At 72.8% G+C, this 20,976-nt stretch carries 19 protein-coding genes; 10 read left to right on the plus strand and 9 right to left on the minus strand.

The genetic code is table 11. From position 1 onward, the window contains the following. Window positions 1-103 precede the first annotated feature (103 nt). Window positions 104-568, plus strand: coding sequence for an NUDIX hydrolase (locus tag ABD340_RS41150; protein WP_344596745.1), 465 nt, complete (start codon window positions 104-106; stop codon window positions 566-568). Window positions 569-572: 4 nt separating this feature from the next. Here the strand turns inward: ABD340_RS41150 and cyaB are convergent, their stop codons facing one another. The 5 genes from cyaB to ABD340_RS41175 form a co-directional block, all read right to left on the minus strand. Continuing rightward, window positions 573-1,169, minus strand: coding sequence for a class IV adenylate cyclase (cyaB, locus tag ABD340_RS41155; RefSeq protein WP_344596809.1), 597 nt, complete (start codon window positions 1,167-1,169; stop codon window positions 573-575). Further along, on the minus strand, window positions 1,169-1,792 hold the full coding sequence (locus ABD340_RS41160; protein ID WP_344596747.1) for a dTMP kinase: 624 nt from the start codon (window positions 1,790-1,792) through the stop codon (window positions 1,169-1,171). Before ABD340_RS41160 ends, cyaB begins: the two co-directional genes overlap by 1 nt. A gap of 95 nt (window positions 1,793-1,887) precedes the next feature. After that, window positions 1,888-4,098, minus strand: a complete 2,211-nt coding sequence (locus ABD340_RS41165; RefSeq protein WP_344596748.1) for a B12-binding domain-containing radical SAM protein — start codon at window positions 4,096-4,098, stop codon at window positions 1,888-1,890. Next, window positions 4,095-5,273, minus strand: coding sequence for a radical SAM protein (locus ABD340_RS41170; RefSeq protein WP_344596750.1), 1,179 nt, complete (start codon window positions 5,271-5,273; stop codon window positions 4,095-4,097). The genes ABD340_RS41165 and ABD340_RS41170 overlap by 4 nt, the downstream gene beginning before the upstream one ends. 23 nt (window positions 5,274-5,296) lie before the next feature. Then, on the minus strand, window positions 5,297-5,617 hold the full coding sequence (locus ABD340_RS41175; RefSeq protein WP_344596751.1) for a hypothetical protein: 321 nt from the start codon (window positions 5,615-5,617) through the stop codon (window positions 5,297-5,299). Window positions 5,618-5,752: 135 nt separating this feature from the next. Here ABD340_RS41175 and ABD340_RS41180 point away from each other — a divergent pair, with 135 nt between their 5' ends. Next, complete coding sequence (locus ABD340_RS41180; RefSeq protein ID WP_344596753.1) at window positions 5,753-6,979, plus strand: helix-turn-helix transcriptional regulator; 1,227 nt, start codon at window positions 5,753-5,755, stop codon at window positions 6,977-6,979. Window positions 6,980-7,058: 79 nt separating this feature from the next. On the opposite strand, the gene ABD340_RS41185 is transcribed toward ABD340_RS41180, so the two are convergent. Then, entirely contained in the window at window positions 7,059-8,726 is a 1,668-nt protein-coding gene (locus tag ABD340_RS41185) for an LCP family protein (RefSeq protein WP_344596755.1), read from the minus strand. 209 nt (window positions 8,727-8,935) lie between these two features. Between ABD340_RS41185 and ABD340_RS41190 the strand changes: the two genes are divergently transcribed. After that, window positions 8,936-9,976, plus strand: a complete 1,041-nt coding sequence (locus ABD340_RS41190) for a glycosyltransferase family 2 protein (RefSeq protein ID WP_344596757.1) — start codon at window positions 8,936-8,938, stop codon at window positions 9,974-9,976. Between the two features lie 87 nt (window positions 9,977-10,063). Then, window positions 10,064-10,783, plus strand: a complete 720-nt coding sequence (locus ABD340_RS41195; protein ID WP_344596759.1) for a hypothetical protein — start codon at window positions 10,064-10,066, stop codon at window positions 10,781-10,783. Between the two features lie 2 nt (window positions 10,784-10,785). On the opposite strand, the gene ABD340_RS41200 is transcribed toward ABD340_RS41195, so the two are convergent. Together ABD340_RS41200 and ispD are read right to left on the minus strand one after the other, a co-directional pair. Then, complete coding sequence (locus tag ABD340_RS41200) at window positions 10,786-11,574, minus strand: glycerophosphodiester phosphodiesterase (RefSeq protein WP_344596761.1); 789 nt, start codon at window positions 11,572-11,574, stop codon at window positions 10,786-10,788. Further along, window positions 11,571-12,293 (minus strand): 2-C-methyl-D-erythritol 4-phosphate cytidylyltransferase, encoded by a 723-nt coding sequence (ispD, locus tag ABD340_RS41205; protein WP_344596763.1) that lies wholly within the window; start codon window positions 12,291-12,293, stop codon window positions 11,571-11,573. The genes ABD340_RS41200 and ispD overlap by 4 nt, the downstream gene beginning before the upstream one ends. Window positions 12,294-12,396: 103 nt before the next feature. On the opposite strand from ispD, the gene ABD340_RS41210 reads away from it, so the two are divergent. The 6 genes from ABD340_RS41210 to ABD340_RS41235 all read left to right on the plus strand — a co-directional run bounded on the left by ABD340_RS41210 (window position 12,397) and on the right by ABD340_RS41235 (window position 18,409). Continuing rightward, entirely contained in the window at window positions 12,397-13,947 is a 1,551-nt protein-coding gene (locus ABD340_RS41210) for a CDP-alcohol phosphatidyltransferase family protein (RefSeq protein ID WP_344596764.1), read from the plus strand. A gap of 82 nt (window positions 13,948-14,029) precedes the next feature. Continuing rightward, entirely contained in the window at window positions 14,030-14,737 is a 708-nt protein-coding gene (locus ABD340_RS41215; RefSeq protein ID WP_344596766.1) for a DUF5941 domain-containing protein, read from the plus strand. Further along, window positions 14,734-15,468 carry a phosphocholine cytidylyltransferase family protein gene (locus tag ABD340_RS41220; RefSeq protein WP_344596767.1) on the plus strand — a complete coding sequence of 245 codons (735 nt, stop codon included), beginning with the start codon at window positions 14,734-14,736 and terminating at the stop codon, window positions 15,466-15,468. The genes ABD340_RS41215 and ABD340_RS41220 overlap by 4 nt, the downstream gene beginning before the upstream one ends. 162 nt (window positions 15,469-15,630) lie before the next feature. Beyond that, window positions 15,631-16,686, plus strand: a complete 1,056-nt coding sequence (locus ABD340_RS41225) for an iron-containing alcohol dehydrogenase family protein (RefSeq protein ID WP_344596810.1) — start codon at window positions 15,631-15,633, stop codon at window positions 16,684-16,686. Window positions 16,687-16,696: 10 nt separating this feature from the next. Continuing rightward, complete coding sequence (locus ABD340_RS41230) at window positions 16,697-17,527, plus strand: CDP-alcohol phosphatidyltransferase family protein (RefSeq protein ID WP_344596812.1); 831 nt, start codon at window positions 16,697-16,699, stop codon at window positions 17,525-17,527. Further along, a complete protein-coding gene (locus ABD340_RS41235) occupies window positions 17,528-18,409 on the plus strand; it encodes a glycosyltransferase family 2 protein (protein WP_344596769.1) in 882 nt (293 codons plus the stop codon). A 12-nt stretch (window positions 18,410-18,421) separates the two neighbouring features. On the opposite strand, the gene ABD340_RS41240 is transcribed toward ABD340_RS41235, so the two are convergent. Further along, entirely contained in the window at window positions 18,422-20,869 is a 2,448-nt protein-coding gene (locus ABD340_RS41240) for a HelD family protein (RefSeq protein WP_344596771.1), read from the minus strand. Window positions 20,870-20,976: the final 107 nt, after the last annotated feature.

The raw sequence follows: 20,976 nt of genomic DNA on the forward strand, positions 1-20,976 counted from the left end.
TTCCGGACTCCAGGCCCTGGTTCGAGGGGGTGGGCGACGGGGACGGTTCGGCCGCTTGGGGATTCCGGCACCTGAACCGGCCGCCGCGCTACCGTTGGCCGCCGTGACGTCCCGAAGCCTCGCGCCGCTGATCGCCGACACCCACCTGACTCTCACCCGCCCTGACGGCCGCGTTCTGCTGCTGGTGCGTGCGGGCACCGGCTACATGGACGGCCACGCCTCACTCCCGGCCGGACATGTCGAGCCGGGGGAGGCCGCCGACGCCGCCACCGTTCGTGAGGGCAAGGAGGAGATCGGTGTCGTCGTTGACCCGGCCGACCTGGCGTTCACCCACGTCATGCACCGGCGTACGCCAGGTGAGGCCGGGGCCCGGGTGTCGTTCTTCTTCACCGCCAGCCGGTGGACCGGCGAGGCCGTCAATGCCGAACCGCACAAGTGCTCCGGCTTGATCTGGGCCGACCCCGCCGACCTGTCCGGCACGACCGTCGGGGTGCCCGTGGTCGGCTACGTCGCCGACGCCCTTGCCGCCATCGGACGGGGCGAGGGGTTCAGCGCGCACGGATGGTGAGGGTTCACCGCTCACGGCCGAGCAGCAAGTACGGGTACCCCCGCCGATCACGCTCGCCGAGAGCCACCCCACCGGAGGTGACCGCCTCGACCGCCTTAGTGATCGCCGCGTCGGCCTCGTCGAGGTCGCCGTCACCGTCGTACTCGAATTCCACGAAGGCGCCGAGGCCCGCCACCTCGTCGATCGCGATCTCTACCCGGGCCGGACCCCCGGCCAGGAGCCACCGCTGCCGCCGTTTGTCCACGGTCACCATCTCGGTGAACCCGAGCGCGCCCAGGAGTAGCGAGACCGCCCCTCGGTCGGCGATCTGCGACTCGTACTCGTCGGCGTGCGTCGCTTCGGCCGCGCCCAGCGGCAGCCACTGCTTGAAGTTGATCGACGCGACCGCCGGGCCGTCCTCCGGCTCGTCGACTCGCAGTCGCAGCCACTCCGACACCACGTCATCGGCCAGGAAGTCCCGGGCCGGGTGGTTGAAGTACACGTCGACCTGCCGTGACTCGCCCCGCAGCGCCGCACCCAATTCGGCCAGCCGGTCCCGCATCGCGTCCGGCTCTGGCAAGGCGAACTTTTGCTCGACCTCGGTGTGCCGCTGCTGTTCCATCACGCGCTCTCCTTCGTTGTGTGGCCGCTCGCGGCGACCCTGTCGCTGATCAGCCTGGCCACCTGCCCGGCGACCGTGGCCATGTCCTGCTGCCCGTTGATCACAGGCACCTGCCGGATCGACGCCCACGCCAGGTACTGGCGCCGCACCCGCTCCAGGTAGCCGCCGCCCAGCGTCTCGAACCTGTTGCGGTCCCCGAGCCGCTTCAAGCGGGCTTCGGCGACGTCACCCGGAACATCGACCAGCACCGTCACATCCACCGGCAGAGCGCCCGCCAGGGACCCTTCCAGCGCCCGCAGCAGGAACGGTGACGCGCCCGCCACCGTCCCGTACGCCACCACCGCGCCCGCCCACCGCTCCAGCACCAGCAGCTCCGTCATCGGAGGGCATCGGGTGGCGGCCAGCATCCCGGCCGTGTGGAGCCGCGCCGAGGCGAACGCGAGGGTTTCGGCGTCGGCCATCAGCCCGGTCGCCGCCATGATGGCTGTGCGGACGGTGTCGCCGAACACCGTGTGCTGCACCGGGTCGATCGCCCGCGCATGCCCGTAGGTCCACATGCCGAGCAGGGCACCGGCGAGGGTTGTCTTGCCGGAGCCGTTGACGCCTTCCACGCAGACGATCACCGTTCCCCCTTCAGATAGTCAGCGACGCCACCCGGTAGCAGGTGATCTTCGCCAGTGCCCCCGCGCACACGATCGCCCCATTCCTCGTCGTCTGGTCATCGGTCACGGTGACGCTCCAGGTGGGTCAGGTCGAAGGTGGCGGGCGAACCGGTCACCGATTCCGACAGGGCTTCCAGCAGGGACGGCTCATCGGCGGTGCCCGGGACCGGCTGGCCGTCCGGGATACCGACGTCCGGCAGGTGCCGCCGGGTCAGCTCACACAGCAGGCCGAACGTCGCGTCCCGATAGCGGCGCACCAGCGCCTCGGCGTCGGCCGCACCGCCCGGCCCAGCGGACCGTGCCGCCATTCGCGCGGCGTAGACCGGCGTGAACATGCCTTCGGTCCACACCCGGCACCACGACGCGACCGCCCCCACCCGCTCGTCGGCGTAGCGGGCGCCGAACCGGCAGAACGCCGGGTCGTAGTCCTCCAGCAGGTCTGGGTGCCGCCGCCGCAGATGGTCGGCGTACCTGCTGTTGGCGAGCACTTCCAGTTCGGTGGCCATGTATGCCACGCGCCGGTAGACCGGTTCGCCCGACGCCGCCAGGCTGGCCCCGTTCAGGTAGTGGCCGACCGCCGCGACCGCCGCCACTGTCCCGTCCGCGACGCCGGTAGGCCCGCCCGTCCGCAGGCTCGGGTGCGGGTCGCACATCACGTCGGTGCGGGCCAGGAACGCCATGTTCTCGGCCAGTTCGGCGGGCGTGAGCAGCGGGTCGAAGGTGATGAACCCGAACTCCAGCGGAATCCCCAGCGTGGACGCCACCCGCAGCGCGTCGACCGTCTGTGCGACCGTCTGCCCCTTGCCATAGCGGCGAAGCTGTGTGGGTGACCCGGACTCGACCCCGGCGAACAGCCTGCGCATGTGCGGGGCGGCATCGGCCAGTAGGCTCGCCCGCCGCAGGTTCCACCGGTCGGACTGGCGCCGGTCGAACAGTTGCTCCAGCCGCGTATACACCTCGAAACGCAGCCCCAGGTGTTTCAGTGCCGTCAGGATGCGCGCGGCGGGCAGCCTGCTCGGGGGCGGGTCCTGTAGGCCCTCAGCTCCGAAGAACTCCTCGTCCACTAGCGACAGCGCCACCTGGCCACCCGAGGGGGCGCGCAGCCGGGAGAAGCGTTCCAGGATCGCTACGCACACCTCCTCGGAACCCCTGACCCACCCCTCGCCCTTGTGCTGCCTGGGGCAGAACGTGCACGCCCCGAATTGGCACCCCAGGCTTGTCTCTAGAGACACCTGCCCACCCTCAGCAGCCACAGCCAGGACCAGTGAGTCGTCAGGTGCGACCAGTGAAGGCACAGACGAGGCGTGAAGCGCATGCGAAGCACTCGATGTGCCTCGCCCCGGTAGGTCGCGGAATCCCAAGGGGGCGTCCTGCTGGGGGGTGCTTGCCCTCTCGGGAACCCCGGCAACCGATCCGGAAACCAGGCCCAGACCGTCGATGCCCGCCCACTTCTGCGGGTCGTCCAGAGACCGGCACAACTGCTCCAGGGGGCGTTCCCCGAGACCCGTCGCCACCAGCACCCGGCCATCGTCCAGGGCGCGCTTGAACGGCTTGGCCGCCTCCTCGGGGGAGAATGCCGCCAGGATGTTGCCGAGTACAACAACAGGCGGGGACTGCCACGCCGCCGTCTCCTGCTCCAGCAGCTCGGCCAGGTCCGCCAGCATCCGCCACTGCCCGAAGTTCACCCCGACGCCGACCACGGCGGGCCGCCGAACCAGCGCCCTCAAAACAGCGCCCAGGGGGTCGCCGGGCGTGAGGGCGTAGTCGACCACCTGCACCCGGCCCGCGTGCGTGAACCGCAGCCACGACGCCAGCCGCGCGACGCCCAGCGGCAGCCGCGCGCCCCGGTACCGGTCGCGGTCGCCGAGGCCGACGAGTAACACGTCCGGGACCTTGAGGCGGGCCGCCAGGCCGAGAGACCCTGGTAGCCGCAGGCCGACGACTTCGGCGTCCGGGCAGTGCGCAGCTCCCTGCTCGGCCAGGCCGCGCCCGAGCATCGGCGGGCCGTACCGCCCCGACAGCAGCTCAGCGATCAGCGGCGGGTCCGGCAGCGGCTCACCGGGCCGGAACCGGCGCACTGCCGACACCGTCACAGGCGACAGCCCGTCGAGGTCCCGCACCAGGTACGGCCGCATCGGGTCGCCGCCGAGCTGAACGCCGGGGAACCCGCCGCCGGTCAGTTCCGCCTCGACCTGCGCCCACGGGCGCGGGGTGCGTGACAGCCGCAGCAGGCAGGCGTGCAAACGCCCCTCCGGGACCCCTGTCACCGGGCACCGCCCAGCGCCGGGGGCTCACCGGCGAACATGCCGTGCGACGCCTCGAAGTCCAGGGCGTTGCGCCCGCAGCCCTTCCAGTACGGCCGGATCGGGTACGCCTCGTACAGCTCCGACAGGCCCGCCGCGACCTGCGCCAGGTGCCCGTACGACGGCCGCACCTTCAAACCGATGGCCGAATGCACGTCGGAGTGGAATGCGTTGATGATCGGGGAGACCCCCATGGCCGCCAGCGCCGCCGCGCCGTCCAGGGTGGACGATGGCGGCTCCAGCCCGGCGATCAGGATCGAATGAGCCCGGTACTCGCCGACGACCTCGACCAGACGCTCCAGGGCAGCCAGGATCGGGGCGTGCCCGTAGTCGGCCGCCTTTCCCGGCGCGATCCGTTCGAAGATCGCCGGGTCCCACGCCTCCAGATTGAACCCGCAGTGCACACCTGGCACCGCGCCCAGCTCTTTGACCAGATCAAGGTCGCGCGGCGGCATCGTCACCAGATGCACCGACACCTCGCCGGTCAGGCCCGCCGCGTCGATCGCCTCAGCCGCCGCACGCACGAGACTGACGTGCCTTGCGAACCCGGCGTCGAGACCGCGTTCGTTCCCGCCGACAATCATCACCTGGTTGACCCGGTCAGCAGCTTGCGGATGTGCCAGCACGGCCGCGACCGCGTTCCGTACCTGCGTGGACGTGAGCCGGTTCACGTACGAGGTTTCCGCCGCCGTCCCGGCCAGCGAGCAGAACCGGCACTGCGTGGAGTCGGCGAAGAAGTAGCAGGCGCGCGGCGAGAAGAACGACAGCGCGCTGCCGCCGTACAGGTTCGCCGTCTCGGCCAGGGCGGGGGAGGTGCGCAGGCACTCCAGGTCGTCGACCAGGTCCACCGCCCAGGACACTCCGAGCCTGCGGTTGTCGACCTGCGGACCGCCCTCACTGGCCGACAGCTTCCACTCGTCGTCGCCGTACACGTTGACCGCGACTGTCACCGGCGGGCCGTGGGTGGCCAGGCGGATCTCCTGCGGGATCGACCCGATCTCGTGCGGGTCCCAGACCGGAGAGTTGTAGAAGTTACGGCGCCGCACCGCCCCCGCCTGACCGGTGAACCAGGCCGAGAACGACGGGTCGATCGCGACGCCGTGGGAGAGGAGGGCCAGCTTCACCCAGGCCGCACTCATGGTTTCAGGGCTGGGCACGGCGATCACATCCGCACCGCGAACCGGTCGGCCAGAGCCTGCCCCGCCTCGCCGGGACGATCGGCCGGAGCCAGGGTCTCATCGGCGTCGAAGACGTCTCCGGCAAGTGCCACATAAGTGAGGCGGCCGGTGTCGGGGTGGGGCCGGACGGCGACATCGACGCCGTGGTGCTGCCGGTGCGGCTCCCACACCCGCAGCGTGGCGCGGCTGGTGACGTAGGCCCGCAGGCCACGCGCCTCCGCCTCGTCGGTGAGGGCCGCCAGGCGGGTGCGGGGGCGTGCGCTTGGTGGAAAGAGGTCAGTGGTGCGGGGGGCGTCGAAACACATTGCCTGACTCCTGACATTGCTGGGGTGGAAACCTTCGGTGACTCTCTCTTCACCGAACCGTCAGCACGGCAGGATGAGAGGGGCCAGCCAGCGGGCCCCCAGCGGGCCCACACCCACGACGACGAGGAACCGCAGGTGACACCCCCACCCCTGCCTCTTCCGGACCTGCTGAAGCACCTTAGGGAGCGGGTCGGAATGTCCCAGGCGCAGCTCGCCGAGAGGCTTTGCGTGATCACCGGGACGTACACTCTCGACCGGCACTACATCTCCCGGTGGGAACGCGGGAAGCGCAAACCGGTCGACTGGCTGCCCGCACTCGCCGTCGCCTTGGAGGTGGGCCTGGACGTCCTGGAGGAGGCAGCCGCCCGCCCGAACGTCCAGCGCCTGGCCCTGACCGACCCCGCGCACCAGGCCGCCGCCTTGGCCGAACGCCGCCACATCGACTCGTCCCTGGCCGCAGACCTGTCGCAGCTCCTGGCCGCGAACCGCAGGCTTGAGGACCGCGTCGGGTCCGCCACCATCAAGGAGACCGTCACCGAGCAGACCGTCATCGCCACCCGGCTCGCCGCCGAAGCACGCGGCCCCGACCGCGCAGCGATGGTCACCGCCGCCGCCGGATGGGAGCAGTTCACCGGGTGGCTGCACGCCTCCACGGGTGACCACCCGACCGCCATCGCCCACTACCGCGCCGCCCTCGAACTCGCCCAGGAGGTCGGCGACCACGACATGGCCGCCACCGCCCTGTCGATGCGCGGGCACGTGGCCTGGATGGCCGGGCACACCGGCCCCATGATCGGCCTGTCACAGGCCGCGCAGCGCGACGCCGGCCGGATCTCGCCTACCGTTCTGGCCCTCAACGTCCAGCAGGAGGCGCGGGGACATGCCATCGAGGGCGACCATTACCGGATGGAAGCGGGCCTGGACCGGGCGGCCGACCTGGTCGCCAGAGCCGACAGTCACCCCGACTCCCAGTACTTCTACTCACCCGCGTTCCTGGAGATGCAGCGCGGCATGGCCTACCGGCTCGCCGCCGACAGCTCACGCGACCGCGACGACGCCACCGCCCCCGGCCTGTACCAGCTGGCAATCAACTCCCTCGCGTCCGGAATGGCCGCCTTCGACCCCGCCACCATGGAGAGCGAATGGGCGACCTGGTACGTGGCCGAACTGGCCCGCGCCTACGCCGGGGCCGCCGAGCCGGGGCCGGCCGCATTCTATGCCCGCCGCGCACTGATCGTCGCCAAGGCCGCCGCAGGTGCGCGGCTCATCGGTTCCATTGAGGAACTGCATCAGGAATGGGCCACGCGCTGGCCGGACGAGGTAGAGGTCGCCTACCTCGGAGAAGACCTGGCGGCGGGGTGATGCGCATGTTCATCGCCCGCCAGCTCCTCAAGTAACCGGGTCCTGGGAGCGCCCCCCGGTCAGGCGGGGGCGCTCTGGGCTACTTTTTGCAGAGTTTCTGGGTGGCGGTTCCGGACTCCAGGCCCTGGTTCGAGGGGGTGGGCGACGGGGACGGCTGGACCTTGACCTTCTCGACGCCGGACCAGTCGCCGCCGATCAGGACCTGGACGCGGGAGCCCAGCGAGGAGACCTTCTTCAGCTTGGCGCCCGGGATCGCGGCGGCCAGGGTCTCGGCGGAGTCCTGCCGGGACGGGCCGTACTGGATCGTGGTGGTCTTGAGGCCGCGGCGGGCGACGCCCGGGACGACCGTCACCTTGAAGCCCTCCTCGCGCAACTGGTTGCCCGCCTTGGTGGCCAGGCCCGGGGTGCCGATCGCGTTGAGCACGCTGACCGTGACGTCCTCGGGCGGGACGGTCGGGCCGGTGGGCTTGGGCGCGGTGGGGGCCGCCGACGGCTTGGGGGTGCTGACCGGCTGGTCGCGCCTGAGCTTGGTGAAGAGGTCGCGGGACCGGTCGCGGTCCCACAGGACGGTCGACTGCGGCGCCGCGGTGTCCCACAGGACGGCCCGGTGGTCGGGGTTGGCCAGCGGGACCTTGGCGAAGGTGAGGCTGTCGGTGGACAGGTTCTTCATCTGGTCGGCCAGGTCCGGCAGGTTGTCGGCCAGCTTCTCGTCCACCCGGAGGGACTTGAGCGCGGCGTTGAGGAACTTGGTCGACTTGGACGGATCGCTGAGCGTCCGGGTGCTGAGCGCCTGTTTCATCATCGCGGCCATGAACTGCTGCTGCCGGTCGATGCGGCCCAGGTCGCTGCCGCCGGTCAGGGTGTAGCGGGCGCGGGCGAAGCCGAGCGCCTTGAGGCCGTCCACATGGGTGGTGCCGGCGGGCAGCACCAGGCCGCTCTTGCTGTCGTTGATCGGCTGCTCGGTGCACACGTCCACGCCGCCCAGCGCGTCGACCATGTTGACGAACCCGTAGAAGTTGACCTCGACGTAGTGGTCGATGGACAGGCCCGTGGACCGCTTGACCGTGTCGACGGTCAGGTCGGGCCCGCCGAACTGGTAGGCCCAGGTCAGCTTGCCCGGACGGGACGGCACCTGGGTGCCCTTGGCGCCCTCGGAGCCGTTGGACTTGTGCGAGGGGATCGTCACGTACGAGTCGCGCGGCAGGTTGACCACGGTGACGCGGTCGTGGTCGCGCGAGACCTGCATCAGCAGCATCGTGTCGGAGCGCTCGCCGGGCTCGCGGCCCAGCCGTGCCTTGCGCTGCTGCTCCCGGGTGAGGCCCTCGCGCCGGTCCACGCCGGCGACCAGGATCGTCATCGCGCCCTTGGGCACGTCCTTGCCCCGGCCCAGCCCGCCGACGCTGACGCTGTCGATCATGTCGGTGACGTAGTTCTGGAACGCCCAGGCGCCGCCCGAGGTCAGCAGCACGAACGCCGACATCGCACCGGTGAGCATGAGGAACCGGCGCTGCCTGCGGGCGCCGATCGCGGACCGGCGGCTGAGCCCGCGGCCGGGCCGGCGCGGGCCGCGCGGGCCGTCGACGGTGACCCGGGGGGCGGGCATGCCGTCGACGGTGACGCCCTCGATCTCCTCGTCGTCGCCCGCCGCCCCGCCCGCGGCACCCCCCGGGCGGGGGCGGAAGTAACGTTCCAGCGGGTCGGCGTCGTCGCCGCCCCGCCCGCCGGCCGTCCTGGGCCCGTCTGCCATCCTGGCGCCGCCTCCCGAGAAATTCGTCGGTGCCTTTTTCGATGCCTTCTGACGTGAGTGCTCCCACTCTAAAGTGGGGAACACCCTTCCGTTCGGTACCTGGACCTCGTGTCCTTGCAGTAACGTGGCGCCGTCTTGACCCACCTTCCCGGCAGACCGGGTGGTGAGAGCTGCGTCATGGACGATCGAGAGAGAGCCCGCGACTCCAGATGAACCCCTCTTCTTCCCGCGCGCAGAGCGCCCCGCAGCCCGGCACCGCCGACCGCACCTGGCCTGCGGTGTCGGTAGTGATGCCCGTGTTGAACGAGGAGCGGCACCTGACCGACGCGGTCCGCCGCATCCTCACCCAGGAGTATCCAGGCGAACTGGAACTGGTGCTGGCGATCGGGCCGTCCCGGGACCGCACGGAGGAGATCGCCGCCCGGCTGGCCGGCGAGGACCCGCGGCTCGTGGTGGTGGCCAACCCGACCGGGCGCACCCCGCAGGGCCTCAACATCGCGATCAAGGCGTCCCAGTACTCGATCATCGTGCGGGTGGACGGCCATTCGCTGCTGCCGGTCGACTACGTGCGGGCCGCCGTGGAGACGATGGAGGAGACCGGCGCGGACAACGTCGGCGGGATCATGGCCGCCGAGGGCGTCACCCCGTTCGAGCAGGCGGTGGCGAAGGCGATGACGTCCAGGATCGGCGTGGGCAACGCGCGGTTCCACACCGGCGGCGAGGCGGGCGAGGTCGAGACGGTCTACCTCGGGACGTTCCGGCGCAGCGCGCTGGAGCGGGTCGGCGGGTACGACGAGACGTTCGTGCGCGCCCAGGACTGGGAGATGAACCACCGGATCCGGCAGACCGGCGGCACCGTCTACTTCACCCCGCGGATGCGGGTGACCTACCGTCCGCGGCCCAACCTGCGGGCGCTCGCCAAGCAGTACTTCCACACCGGCCGCTGGCGCCGCGTGGTGGGCCGCGAGCACCAGGGCACGCTCAACCTGCGCTACCTGGCGCCGCCGCTGGCCGTGGTGGCGATGGCGGCGGGCGCCGTGGCCGGGGCGTTCGGGTTCTGGCCGGGCTGGCTCATCCCGGGCGGGTACGCGGCCGCGATCGTGGTGGGCGCGGGCGTGGAGGGGCGCGGGCTTCCGCTGTCGGCCTGGATCCGGCTTCCGCTGGTGTTCGCCACCATGCATCTGTCGTGGGGCGTGGGGTTCCTGACGAGCCCGCCCGGCCTGGGGCAGCCGACTCCGGCCAAAAGCTGACGGCTGGGGCCGAACCTCTCGGCCGGGCGCGGCGTCTGAGGTTACGTTGGACGGGATCATCCCGTCCGGCGGGCCGAGGAGGTGCCCATGTCCAGCGGCGCGCGCCACGGGCTCGGCGTGGTGATCGGACTGATCGTCACCCCGCTGATCGCCGTCAGCATCGGCTACGGGATGGACCGGTCCGCCGACTCCGCCCGGAACTTCCTGCAGCCGCCCTGGTCCGAGCGGCTGATCCCGATCGTGCTGTTCCTGTTCGCCGGGCTGCTGCTCGGGCTGGTCATGGGCAGCCGGTTGTCCCCGCTCGCCGCCCTGATCCCCGGCGCCGTGTACACGGGCGCCGGGCTGCTCTGGCTGGTCGCTCCGCGCTTCAGCCTCCGGCACACCTCCGATCTGCTGCCCAATGAGCTCAGCCGCGGCTACGTGACGCTCGGGGCGTACGGCGTGCTGGCCTTGCTGGGCGTGGCGCTGCTCGTGTCAGGGCTGCCGCTGTCGCGCTGGCGGGCCGCGCAGGGAAGCATTGGCCCGTCCAGGTACGCCGCTCCGATGGGCCCGGCTCCGATGGGCCCGGCCGGTCCGGGGATGGCGCCGCAGGGTTTCCAGCCGCAGGGCGCGGCGCCTTTCGCGCCGCCCAGCGGCTCTCCAACGCCGCCTCCCCCCGCCGGGGCCGTTCCGTACGGGGCCGGCGCCGAAACGCCCGAGCCGCCGTCTCCGGGCTCCCCGAAGCCCGCCCAGGAGAAGCAGCAGCCGGGCGAGTGGACGCAGATGTACGGCGGCGACGACCTCCGCGGCGGCCAGGACGGCCGCTGAGGCTAGGCCGCGTTCTCCGGCTCTTCGGCTCCGGGACGGCCGTCGAGCGCGTCCACGACCCCGGGCACGTCGTTGACCACCAGCGCGTCGAAGCCGGCCGCCGCGTAGTCGGCGGCCCCCTCGGCCTGCGGGCACCAGGCGAGGATCTCCAGCCCGGCCTTGTGCGCGATGTCCACGCAGTGCTCCAGCGGACGCAGCCGCGTGTCGGGCCGCTCGAACCCGCACGAGGCCGTGTGCACGCCCACCGCCTGCAGCCCCAGGCCGGCGGCGGCCGGGATGCCGTGCCACAGCGGGAAGCGGAGCCAGGTCAGCAGGCCCAGCGGCACGCGGGGCAGGACCTCGCGCAGATGCGCCAGCAGTGACGGGTCGAACGAGGTGACCAGCAGCGGGCGGCGCCGCGCTTCCCGTTCCAGCACCGGCGCCAGCAGCGCGCCCGTGCGCCGGGACGGGGCGTCGACCGCGTCCTCCAGGATCGTCTTGACGTCCACGTCCACCGGCACCTCGGGCGGCAGCGCGTCGAACACGTCGGCCAGCAGGGGGAGCCCGCTCGCCTCGGCCGTGGTGTCGACCAGGAACGCGCCCTCGGCGGTGGTCGGGTCGTGCCGCAGCACCAGCGCGTCGTCGGCGGTGCGGGTGACGTCGATCTCGACCCAGGACGCGCCCGCCGCCAGCGCCGCCAGCAGCGACGGGACGGTGTTCTCGGCGACGGTCGCGGTGTCGCCGGGCGCGGCGAGATCGCCCGCGCCCAGGCCGCGGTGCCCGATGACGGCGGGCCGGTTCGCGAAGATCACATGGTCTCCGGGGGGTCGGTGGCGGGAGCCGGGTGCGCCAGATGCTCGGCCAGGACGATGTCCAGCGGATGGGTGACCTTGAGGTTCCGCTCGTCGCCTTCCACCACCCTGATGGGCACCTCCGGCAGGTAACGGTGCACGATGCCGCAGTCGTCGGTCGCGCGCAATCCCGGGTCGGCCAGCGCCAGCTCGTAGGCGGCGCGGACCGTGCCGAGCCGGAACCCCTGCGGCGTCTGGAACCGGCACAGCGACTCGCGCGGCGGCATGCCCGTCACCAGCCCGTCCTCGACCGCCACGATCGTGTCGGACGAGGGCACGCCGACCGCGACGGCGTCGTACCCCTTCAGCGCGTCCAGGACACGGCCGATCACAGCGGCGTCCACGAACGGGCGGGCGGCGTCGTGGAAGAGCACCCGGGTGCCGTCCGGGCGGCCGTCCAGGGCCTTCAGCGCCGCGACGGACGAGGCGGTGCGGGTGTCGCCGCCCTCGATCACACCGGTCACCTTGCCGAACGGGGCGGCCAGCGCGGCGGCCGTGCGCAGGTGCTCGGCGGCCATCACCACCAGCACCGCGTCGATGCCGGGATGGCCGTCGAACGCGGCGACGGCGTGCGCCAGGATCGGCCGGCCGGCCACCTCGATGAGCTGCTTGGGCGTGGGCGCGCCGACACGCCGTCCGGTGCCGCCCGCCAGCACCACCGCGATCGTCTGCTCCGCCATGTTCCCCATTCCGTCGCGTAGTGTGTTGAGATCACTACGCATGGTGATCGATCACTGTCCGAAAACCCTGTCGTGTCCCATTCCTACGCGGTCGGAGGCGCCGATGACCGTAGCGGTGATCATCGCGACCGGGCGTGCCCGCGGGGAGTCCGAGCCGGGCCCCGCGGCCGCCCTGCCGTACCGGAGCCGGCCGGGCGAGCCGGCCGACCCGTGCACCCTGCTGGCACGGCTGTGCGACCGGCTGGCCACGCTCAACGTACCGGACGTGCGGGTGATCGGCCGTCCCGAAGCGGCGCGGGTGCTGCGCGCCGACGGGCATTTCGTCACCGAGTGCGCGGACGTCCGGGCCGACCTGCGGGAGATCGCCCGGGTGGCCCGGCTGGCGCGGCTGGCCGGGGAGCCGGTCGCGGTCCTGCCCGCCGACCTGATCGCGGGCGACGAACTGCTGCAACTGCTGCTGGACGGCGCAGGGGAGCCGCTGACGGCGGTGACGGTGCCGGCGGCGTGGCCCAGCGCGTACGGGATGAGCGGTGTGCGCACGGCGCGCGGCCGGGTCGTCGGCGCGGGCACCGCGACGAGCGCGAACGCGGCGTTTCCCGGCATGCTGCGTTTCACCCCCGACCAGGCGGCCGCCGTCGCGAACGTCGCCGAGGGGCTGGCCGGTCCCGACCAGCGTCTGGACGGGCACAGCGTCGTTCGCGACGCCGTGCGGGCGGGCGGGCGGTTGCCCGGGGACGCGGCCGAGGCGCTGCTCGCCGGGCTGGTCGCCGCCGGCGCGGACGTCGCCGCCTGCCCGAGCCGCGGCCTGGTCTGCCGCCGTGCCGCCGACGCGGGCGCGGTGGCCGAGGCGCGCGCCGCCCTGCTGCTCGCCGAAGGGGAGGACGCCCGGCTGGCGGCCGCGGTCAAGGCCGACGACGGGTTCTTCGCCACGTTCGCGGTCAGCTCGTACTCGCCGCGCATCGTCCGGCTGCTCGCCGGGCGCGGTGTCACGCCCAACGCGGTGACGGTCGCGTCGGTGGCGCTGGCGCTGCTGGCGGCGATGTGGTTCTCCGGCGGCACCCGCGCCGGGATGGTCACGGGCGCGGTGCTCCTCTACGCCGCGTTCGTGCTCGACTGCGTGGACGGGCAGCTCGCCCGGTTCACCGGCCGGCTCACCCCGCTGGGCGGCTGGCTCGACGCGGTCTCCGACCGGGTCAAGGAGTACGCGGTGTACGCGGGCCTGGCGATCGGGTCCACCGCCGCGGCCGCCGGCACCACCGCGCACGGCGGCGATGTGTGGGCGCTGGCGGTGGCCGCGCTGATCCTCCAGACGGTCCGGCACACGATCGACTTCTCGTACCGGGCGAGCGCCGAGGCGGAGGGCGCTCTTCCCCTCCCCGCCGACCCCGCCGCCCCGGCCGATCCGGTGGCGCGCTGGTCCGCCCGGACGAGCGGGGTCCGCCCGCTGCACTGGGCCAAGAAGATCCTCGTGCTGCCGATCGGCGAGCGGTTCGCCCTGATCGGCCTCACCGCCGCGTTCACCGACGCCCGGGTGACCTTTCTCGCCCTGCTGGTCTGGGGCGGCGTCGCCACCGCCTACACCCTGGCCGGACGGATCCTGCGGGCTGTGTTTCAAGCCCCGGCCTACGGCGCTCGCCTGGCGGCTCGCCCCTAGCCGGGCCCAGGCGAGTGCGACATCGCTTCGCGATCGTGCTGCGCCTGAGGCCACTTCGAGACAGCTCCTAGGAAGAGGACAAATGAGGACGCTCACGCACGATCCCGAGCCGCCGCCGCACGGCGAGACGCGCCTAGCCGCTGGTAGGGCGGGTTCCCGCAGCCGGGTGACGGCCTACAGGGACGACGGCCCGCTCGCCTCGGTCCTCGGCGGGCTCGCCCGAGGACGGCTGCCGCCGCTGCCCGGAACGCTGATCGCCCTCGCCGTCACCACCGCGCTGCTGGCCGCCGGGGTGGGGGAGCAGCGCTCGACCGTCCTGTTCGCGCCGGCGGTGGCGCTGATGCTGACCGGCCCGGCCGCGCGGCATCCCCACAAGGGCAGGTTCGACTGGCTTGTCCCTCCCGTCATCCGCGCGATCGAGTATGGTTACCTCGCCGCACTGGGGTTCGCACAGGGCGTGCCGGCACCGCTCGTTTACGTGCTGATCGCGACCTTGGCGTACCACCACTACGACATCGTGTACCGCACCCGCCAGGGGTTCCGGCCACCGGATCGGCTTTCGCGCGCCGGGCTGGGCTGGGACGGCCGGATGCTGCTCGCCGCATTCGCGGGCCTCGCCGGCCTCCTCCCGTTCGCGTACGCGGCACTCGCCGTCTACCTTGGCGTGATGTTCGTGACCGAGAGCGCCGCCACCTGGGCGCGGATCGGGCACACCGGCCGGCGTGCCGGTGCGCACGGTGCCGGTCGCGGCGACGGCGTAATCGGCGACCTGGAGGATGAGCAAGCATGATCGGCATGGTGTTGGCGGCGGGCGCGGGCCGGAGGCTGCGGCCGTACACCGACACGCTCCCCAAGGCGCTGGTCCCGGTCGACGGCGAGACCACCATCCTCGACATCGCGCTCGGCAACCTCGCGCAGGTCGGGCTGACCGACGTGGTCATCGTGGTCGGCTACCGCGCCGGCGCCGTCGAAGAGCGCAAGGCGGCCCTGGAGGAGCGCTACGGGGTGTCGCTGACCCTCGTCCACAACGACAAGGCCGAGGAGTGGAACAACGCCTACTCCATGTGGCTGGCTCGGGAGCACTTCTCCAAGGGCGTCCTCATGGTCAACGGCGACACGGTTCATCCGGTCGGGGTGGAGAAGACACTATTGTCCAACCGCGGACCGGACATCCTGCTGGCGGTGGACAACGTGAAAACACTCGCCGACGAGGAGATGAAGGTGACCCTGGACGCCGGGGGGCGGCTCCAGCGGATCACCAAGCTGATGGACCCGGCCGAGGCCTACGGGGAGTACATCGGCGCCACCCTGATCGAGCCGGCCGCCGCCGAGCCGCTGGCGGACGCCCTGAAGGCCACCTGGGAGGGGGACCCCGACCTCTACTACGAGGACGGGTACCAGGAGCTGGTCAAGCGGGGCGGCGCCATCGCCGTGGCCCCGATCGGCGAGGTCGCGTGGGTCGAGGTCGACAACCACGACGACCTGGAGAAGGCCCGCCGGATCGCCAAGGGCTACAAGTGAGGCTTCGGAGCCGTCCGGGGGGTCTGGGGGACCCGCCCCGGCAACAGAACTGACCGCGGGCCCGGAGGAGCCAGTACGGCCCCGGTCCGGGCCTTCCCCCTACGACCGGACGTCCCGACCGACGATCCGAGCGAGGAAGTCCCCATGCCCCTGCTGACGCGGATGCTGACCGCTCCGCTGTCCATCGATGTCCGGCGCGGGGCCGTCGCTGCCCTGGGCGATCTGCTGGCCGACCGGCGGATCGTCACCGAGGGCCGGGTGGCCATCGCCGTGGGACCCGGCCAGGGCGACCAGATCGCCGACCATGTCCGGCCCTCCCTGACCGCCTGCGAGGTGTTCCAGGTCGAGGGCGGCACCGTCGACGCGGCGGTCAACCTGGGCGCCAAACTGCGCGCCGGGTCCTACGAGGCGGTGGTCGGCATCGGCGGCGGCCGCACCATCGACGCGACCAAGTACGCCGCGACGCTGGCCGGCATCCCGATGGTGTCGGTCGCCACCAACCTCTCCCACGACGGGATCTGCTCCCCGGTCGCGTCCCTCACCCACGACAAGGGCAAGGGGTCGTTCGGGGTGGTGATGCCGCTGGCGATGGTCGTCGACCTCGACTACGTGCGGGCCGCGCCCGAGCGGCTGGTCCGGGCCGGCGTCGGCGACGTGGTGAGCAACTTCTCGGCGGTGGACGACTGGCTGCTGGCCGCCGACGAGTGCGGCGAGCCGGTCGACCGGATGGCGCTGACGGTGGCCCGCACGGCCGCCGAGGCGCTGCTGCACCAGCCCCAGTCGATCGAGTCCGACCGGTTCCTGACGGTGCTGGCCGAGGGGCTGGTGCTGTCGGGCATGGCGATGGCGTTCGCGGGCTCGTCCCGGCCGTCCAGCGGCGGCGACCACGAGATCCTGCACGCGATCGACCAGCTGTTCCCGGGCACCGCCAACCACGGCGAGCTGGCCGGGATCGGCGCCGCGTTCTGCCACCACCTGCGCGCCGCCCGGCTGGACGCGGGTACGGAGCGGCTGGACGAGGTGGTGACGTGCCTGCGCCGGCACGGGCTGCCGGTGCTGCCCGGCGATGTGGGGCTGACCGTGGAGCAGTTCGCGGAGGCCGTCGAGTATGCCCCGCAGACCCGTCCCGGGCGCTATACGATCTTGGAGCATCTCGGCCTGGACAAGGGCGCGATCCTCAAGGCGGTGGAAGAGTATGTCCAAGCCCATGGCGGCTGAGCTGCCGGAGATGCCCCTCCCGGGGGACGACGACAGGCCGGGCCGGCGCTCGGCGAGCGTCGCCGACGTGCGCCGGTGGGGGCAGCCGCCGGGTCTGAAAGACCGGCGCAACGAGGAGCACTGGGCGGGCCGCCTCTACATGCGCGACCTGTCGCCGTACTTCGCCTGGCTGGCGATGCGGATGGGGTTCAGTCCCAACCAGCTCACGTACATGATGATGGCGTGCGGTGTCGCCGCGGGCGCGGTGGTGTCGCTGCCCGCGACCGGCCTGGGCGTCCTCTGGACGGCGCTCGGCGGGGCCCTGCTCATCCAGGTCTACCTGCTGCTGGACTGCGTGGACGGCGAGGTCGCCCGCTACCTCCGGCAGACGTCGGTCGCGGGGGTGTTCCTCGACCGGATCGGCCACTACCTCTCCGAGGTATCGCTGCTGATCGGGCTCGGGTTCGCGGCGCAGGGCGGCTGGACCAGCGGCGGCTACACCGAGCTGGGCCTGGTCGCGGCGCTGGGCGCGGCGCTGATCAAGGCGGAGACCGACAACGTGGTGGTGGCCCGGGCCAAGTCGGGGATGCCGGCCGATCCGTCCGGCGGCGACCGGGCGCTGCGGCCGCGCTCGACCGGGATCGCGCTGGCCCGGCAGGCCGCGTCGATGCTGCGCTTCCACCGCATCATCGGGGCGGTGGAGCTGTCGCTGCTGATCCTGGCGGCGGCCGCGCTGGACGTGGTCCTCGGCACCGGCACCCCGGCCGCGATCCGGGTCCTGACGGTCGCGGTCGCGGCCGTGGCGGTCGTGCAGACGCTGCTCCACCTGGTGAGCATCCTCGCCTCCCGGAGGCTCAAGTAAATGAAATTCTCGATCGTGGTGCTCACGATGGGGAACCGCCCCGAGGAGCTGGCCCGCTCCGTCCGCAGCGCGCTGGAGCAGGAGCACGTCGACGTCGAGATCGTGCTCGTCGGCAACGGCGTCGACCCGGTCGGCGACCGCGGCGGTGAGGCGCCGTTCGACGACGAGCGGGTCAAGACGGTGCAGCTGCCGAAGAACGTCGGGATCCCGGCGGGCCGCAACCGCGGCGTGGAGGCGTCCTGCGGCGAGGTGATCCTCTTCCTGGACGACGACGGCTGGTACCGCTCCACCCGCCTCGGCACGTACCTGCGCGACCGGTTCGCCGCCGACCCCGGGCTGGGCGCGGTCTCGTTCCGGGTCCGCGACCCGGAGGGCGGGCGCGGCGAGCGGCGGCACGTGCCGCGGCTGCGCGCGGGCGACCCGGAGCGGTCTTCGGACGTCACCACGTTCCTCGGCGGGGCCTGCGCGATCCGCCGCGCCGCGTGGGACGCCGGCGGCGGCCTGCCGGAGGACTTCTTCTACGCCCACGAGGAGACCGATCTGGCCTGGCAGATCCTCAACGCGGGCTACCGGATCGTGTACGACGCGTCGGCGGTCATGTTCCACCCGGCCGTCCTGCCGACCCGGCACGACATGTTCTACCGGTACAACGCCCGCAACCGGGTGTGGCTGGCGCGCCGCAACCTGCCGTGGACGATCGGCCTCACCTACCTCGCCGTGTGGGTCGCGATGACCCTCCTGCGCGAGCGCAAGCCGAGCGCCCTCAAGCCGTGGTTCAAGGGGTTCATCGAGGGGTGGCGCAAGCCCGCGGGCCCGCGCCGCCCCATCTCCTGGCGGACCGCGTGGCGGATGACCCGCACCGGCCGCCCCCCGATCATCTAGCGGCGCCGCCGGTCAGGCGCCGGTGAGGATGCCCTGCCAGGTCGGGTCGGCGGTGAGCACGGTCAGGTGCTGGGTGGCGCGGGAGACCGCGACGTAGAGGACGCGCAGCCCGCGCGGAGACTGGGTCGCCACCGTCTCCGGCGCCACGATCACCGCGGCGTCGAACTCCAGGCCCTTGGCCTCCAGGACGTCCAGTACCTGCACTCGTTCGGGGAAGCCCACGGCCCGCAGCTCGGCGATCGCGGGGTCGCCGGTCGGGAGGATGAGGCCGATCGTGCCCTCGACCCGGCCCAGCAGGTCCGCGACGGCGTCGCGGGTCGCGGCCGAGTGCTCGGGTCGCGGCAGCACCCGCACCACCGGGTCGATCCCCGACTCGCGCACCGCGCGGGCCGGGTGGGCACCGGGCAGCGCCAGTTCCAGCACCCGGGTCGCCACGGCCGCGATCTCGGTGGAGTTGCGGTAGTTGGTGGTGAGCTCGTACTCGTAGCGGGTGCGGCGCGGGGACGGCTTGCGCCGCCCCGAGCGGGAGCGCCTGTTGCGGGACCGGCCGGCCGGGCGGCCGGCGGGTTCCGCGGCGCCGAGCGCGACGTCCATCGCGGTGCGGGCGGCGTCGAGGTCCTCCCAGGCGCTCTGCGCCGGGTCCTCGACGATCGTCCAGCTGGCCTGGCGGCCCCGGCGGCCCAGCATGCGCCACTGCATGGGGGACAGGTCCTGCGCCTCGTCCACGACGATGTGCGCGTATTCGGGCCGTTCCTCCACCACGCCGTCGTCGACGCGGCGCGACCGCTCCAGGCGTTCGATCGAGGTGGTGAGCTCCTGCATTTCCGGCTGCCAGTCGTCGTCGGCGACGTCCTCGCCGGTGAGGATGTTGACGCCGTCCACCACGAACGGGTCGTCCTCGGTGGCCGCGGGGCCGCGGCGGGACGGCCGCGGCGGCGCCCCCAGCAGCGCGTCGGTCTCGTCGAGCAGCGCGATGTCCTGGTAGCTGAGGACGGGCTCGGCTCCGGAGCCGAGCGCGTGGGACCAGGCGCCGGCCAGCACCCGCACCGCGTCCCGGTCGAGGTCGCGGCCGGCGGCGCGGTCGAGCCGGCCGGCGTCGCCGAGGGAGCGCAGCACGTCGAGCGGGCGGCGCAGCGGCCACCAGGCGACCAGGAAGTCGGTGAAGGCGCGCTGCTCGCGCACCCGGGCCAGGAACTGCGTGCGCATGGTGTCGCCGCCGCCGTTGGCGGACGCGGCGCCCCCGCCCGCGGCCGGCGGCCCGGACTCGTCGATCTCGGCCAGGCCGTCGGCGGCGAGCAGCGCGTTCCAGACGCTCAGGTCGCCTTCGGCCGCGGTCGCCGCGGCCTCCGGGCCGCCCAGGTCGCGGAAGGCGTCCCACAGGGCGTCCAGCAGCGCCTCGGCGGCCCGGCCCCGGGCGGCGTTGACGCTGCCGCGGCTGCGCCGGTGCACCTCGTTGCGGATCTTGTCGAGCCGGGCGCGGTCGAGCCGCACGACCACGCCCTTGAAGACCACGCGCAGCTCGTCGGGCGCGCCGGGGGCGTGGTCGGTGACGGCGCGGCGCAGGATCCGCGCCATCGCCTCGGCGCCCTTGAGCCGGGCCAGTTCGGGGGAGTCGTGCACCGTGCCGGTCACCCCGTCGACCAGGTCGCCGAGCGAGCGCAGCGTCGCCGAGCCCTCGCCCAGCGACGGCAGGACCCGCTCGATGTAGGCGGTGAAGCGGCGGTTGGGGCCCACGACCAGCACGCCCCGCGAGCCGAACCGGCGGCGGTGCCGGAACAGCAGGTAGGCGACCCGGTGCAGCGCCACGGCGGTCTTGCCGGTGCCGGGGGCGCCGCGGACCAGGACGGTGCCGTCGGCCGGGGCCCGGATCACCTCGTCCTGCTCCCGCTGGATGGTGGCCACGATGTCGCGCATCGCGCCCTCGCGGGTGCGCGCCAGCGAGGCCAGGAACGCGCCGTCGCCGACCACCGTGAGGTCATCGGCGGCGGCCGGGTCGAGCAGGTCGTCCTCCAGGTCGACGACCGCGTGCCCGCGCGAGTGCAGCACCCGGCGGCGGACCACGCCGCGCGGGTCCTCCGGGGTGGCCCGGTAGAAGTCCTCGGCGGCCGGGGCGCGCCAGTCGATCACCAGGGAGTCGTGGTCGGGGGTGCGGACGCCGACCCGGCCGATGTAGCGGATCTCCCCGCTCGGCGCGGCCAGGTCGAGACGGCCGAAGACCAGGCCGTCGTCGGCCACGTCCAGCGCCTTGGCGCGCAGCGCCGCCTGGTGGACCATCGCGTCCCGGTCCACCAGCGAGCCCTTGGTGCCGGCCAGCGACTGCCGGTAGCCCTCGCGGATCATGGCCTGGGCATCGGCGCGCATCTCCTCCAGCCGCGCGTACGCCACGTCGACGTAGCGCTGCTCGGAGGCGATCTCCTGGTCCTTGACCGTGGCGGGCCGACCCGTCACCTGGGACGACATGCAGGCTGCTCCCTACCGTCCGTGCTCACGCGGGCGAATGCCCGTCCGCCCGCGCGGGGCGAAGGAGACAGCTTATTCGCTCTGTGCGGGGTTCCCCGAAATCGCGC

The sequence above is a fragment of the Actinomadura vinacea genome, from assembly GCF_039532545.1.
GTDB lineage: Bacteria > Actinomycetota > Actinomycetes > Streptosporangiales > Streptosporangiaceae > Spirillospora > Spirillospora vinacea.

What these genes read in the sequence shown, in the direction of transcription:
- cyaB (WP_344596809.1), bottom strand. Translation starts at nt 1,169, where the DNA reads ATGGAACAGCAGCGGCACACCGAGGTCGAGCAAAAGTTCGCCTTGCCA.
- ABD340_RS41170 (WP_344596750.1), bottom strand. Translation starts at nt 5,273, where the DNA reads ATGAGTGCGGCCTGGGTGAAGCTGGCCCTCCTCTCCCACGGCGTCGCG.
- ABD340_RS41175 (WP_344596751.1), bottom strand. Translation starts at nt 5,617, where the DNA reads ATGTGTTTCGACGCCCCCCGCACCACTGACCTCTTTCCACCAAGCGCA.
- ABD340_RS41185 (WP_344596755.1), bottom strand. Translation starts at nt 8,726, where the DNA reads ATGGCAGACGGGCCCAGGACGGCCGGCGGGCGGGGCGGCGACGACGCC.
- ABD340_RS41190 (WP_344596757.1), top strand. Translation starts at nt 8,936, where the DNA reads ATGAACCCCTCTTCTTCCCGCGCGCAGAGCGCCCCGCAGCCCGGCACC.
- ABD340_RS41195 (WP_344596759.1), top strand. Translation starts at nt 10,064, where the DNA reads ATGTCCAGCGGCGCGCGCCACGGGCTCGGCGTGGTGATCGGACTGATC.
- ispD (WP_344596763.1), bottom strand. Translation starts at nt 12,293, where the DNA reads ATGGCGGAGCAGACGATCGCGGTGGTGCTGGCGGGCGGCACCGGACGG.
- ABD340_RS41210 (WP_344596764.1), top strand. Translation starts at nt 12,397, where the DNA reads ATGACCGTAGCGGTGATCATCGCGACCGGGCGTGCCCGCGGGGAGTCC.
- ABD340_RS41215 (WP_344596766.1), top strand. Translation starts at nt 14,030, where the DNA reads ATGAGGACGCTCACGCACGATCCCGAGCCGCCGCCGCACGGCGAGACG.
- ABD340_RS41220 (WP_344596767.1), top strand. Translation starts at nt 14,734, where the DNA reads ATGATCGGCATGGTGTTGGCGGCGGGCGCGGGCCGGAGGCTGCGGCCG.
- ABD340_RS41225 (WP_344596810.1), top strand. Translation starts at nt 15,631, where the DNA reads ATGCTGACCGCTCCGCTGTCCATCGATGTCCGGCGCGGGGCCGTCGCT.
- ABD340_RS41230 (WP_344596812.1), top strand. Translation starts at nt 16,697, where the DNA reads ATGCCCCTCCCGGGGGACGACGACAGGCCGGGCCGGCGCTCGGCGAGC.
- ABD340_RS41235 (WP_344596769.1), top strand. Translation starts at nt 17,528, where the DNA reads ATGAAATTCTCGATCGTGGTGCTCACGATGGGGAACCGCCCCGAGGAG.
- ABD340_RS41240 (WP_344596771.1), bottom strand. Translation starts at nt 20,869, where the DNA reads ATGTCGTCCCAGGTGACGGGTCGGCCCGCCACGGTCAAGGACCAGGAG.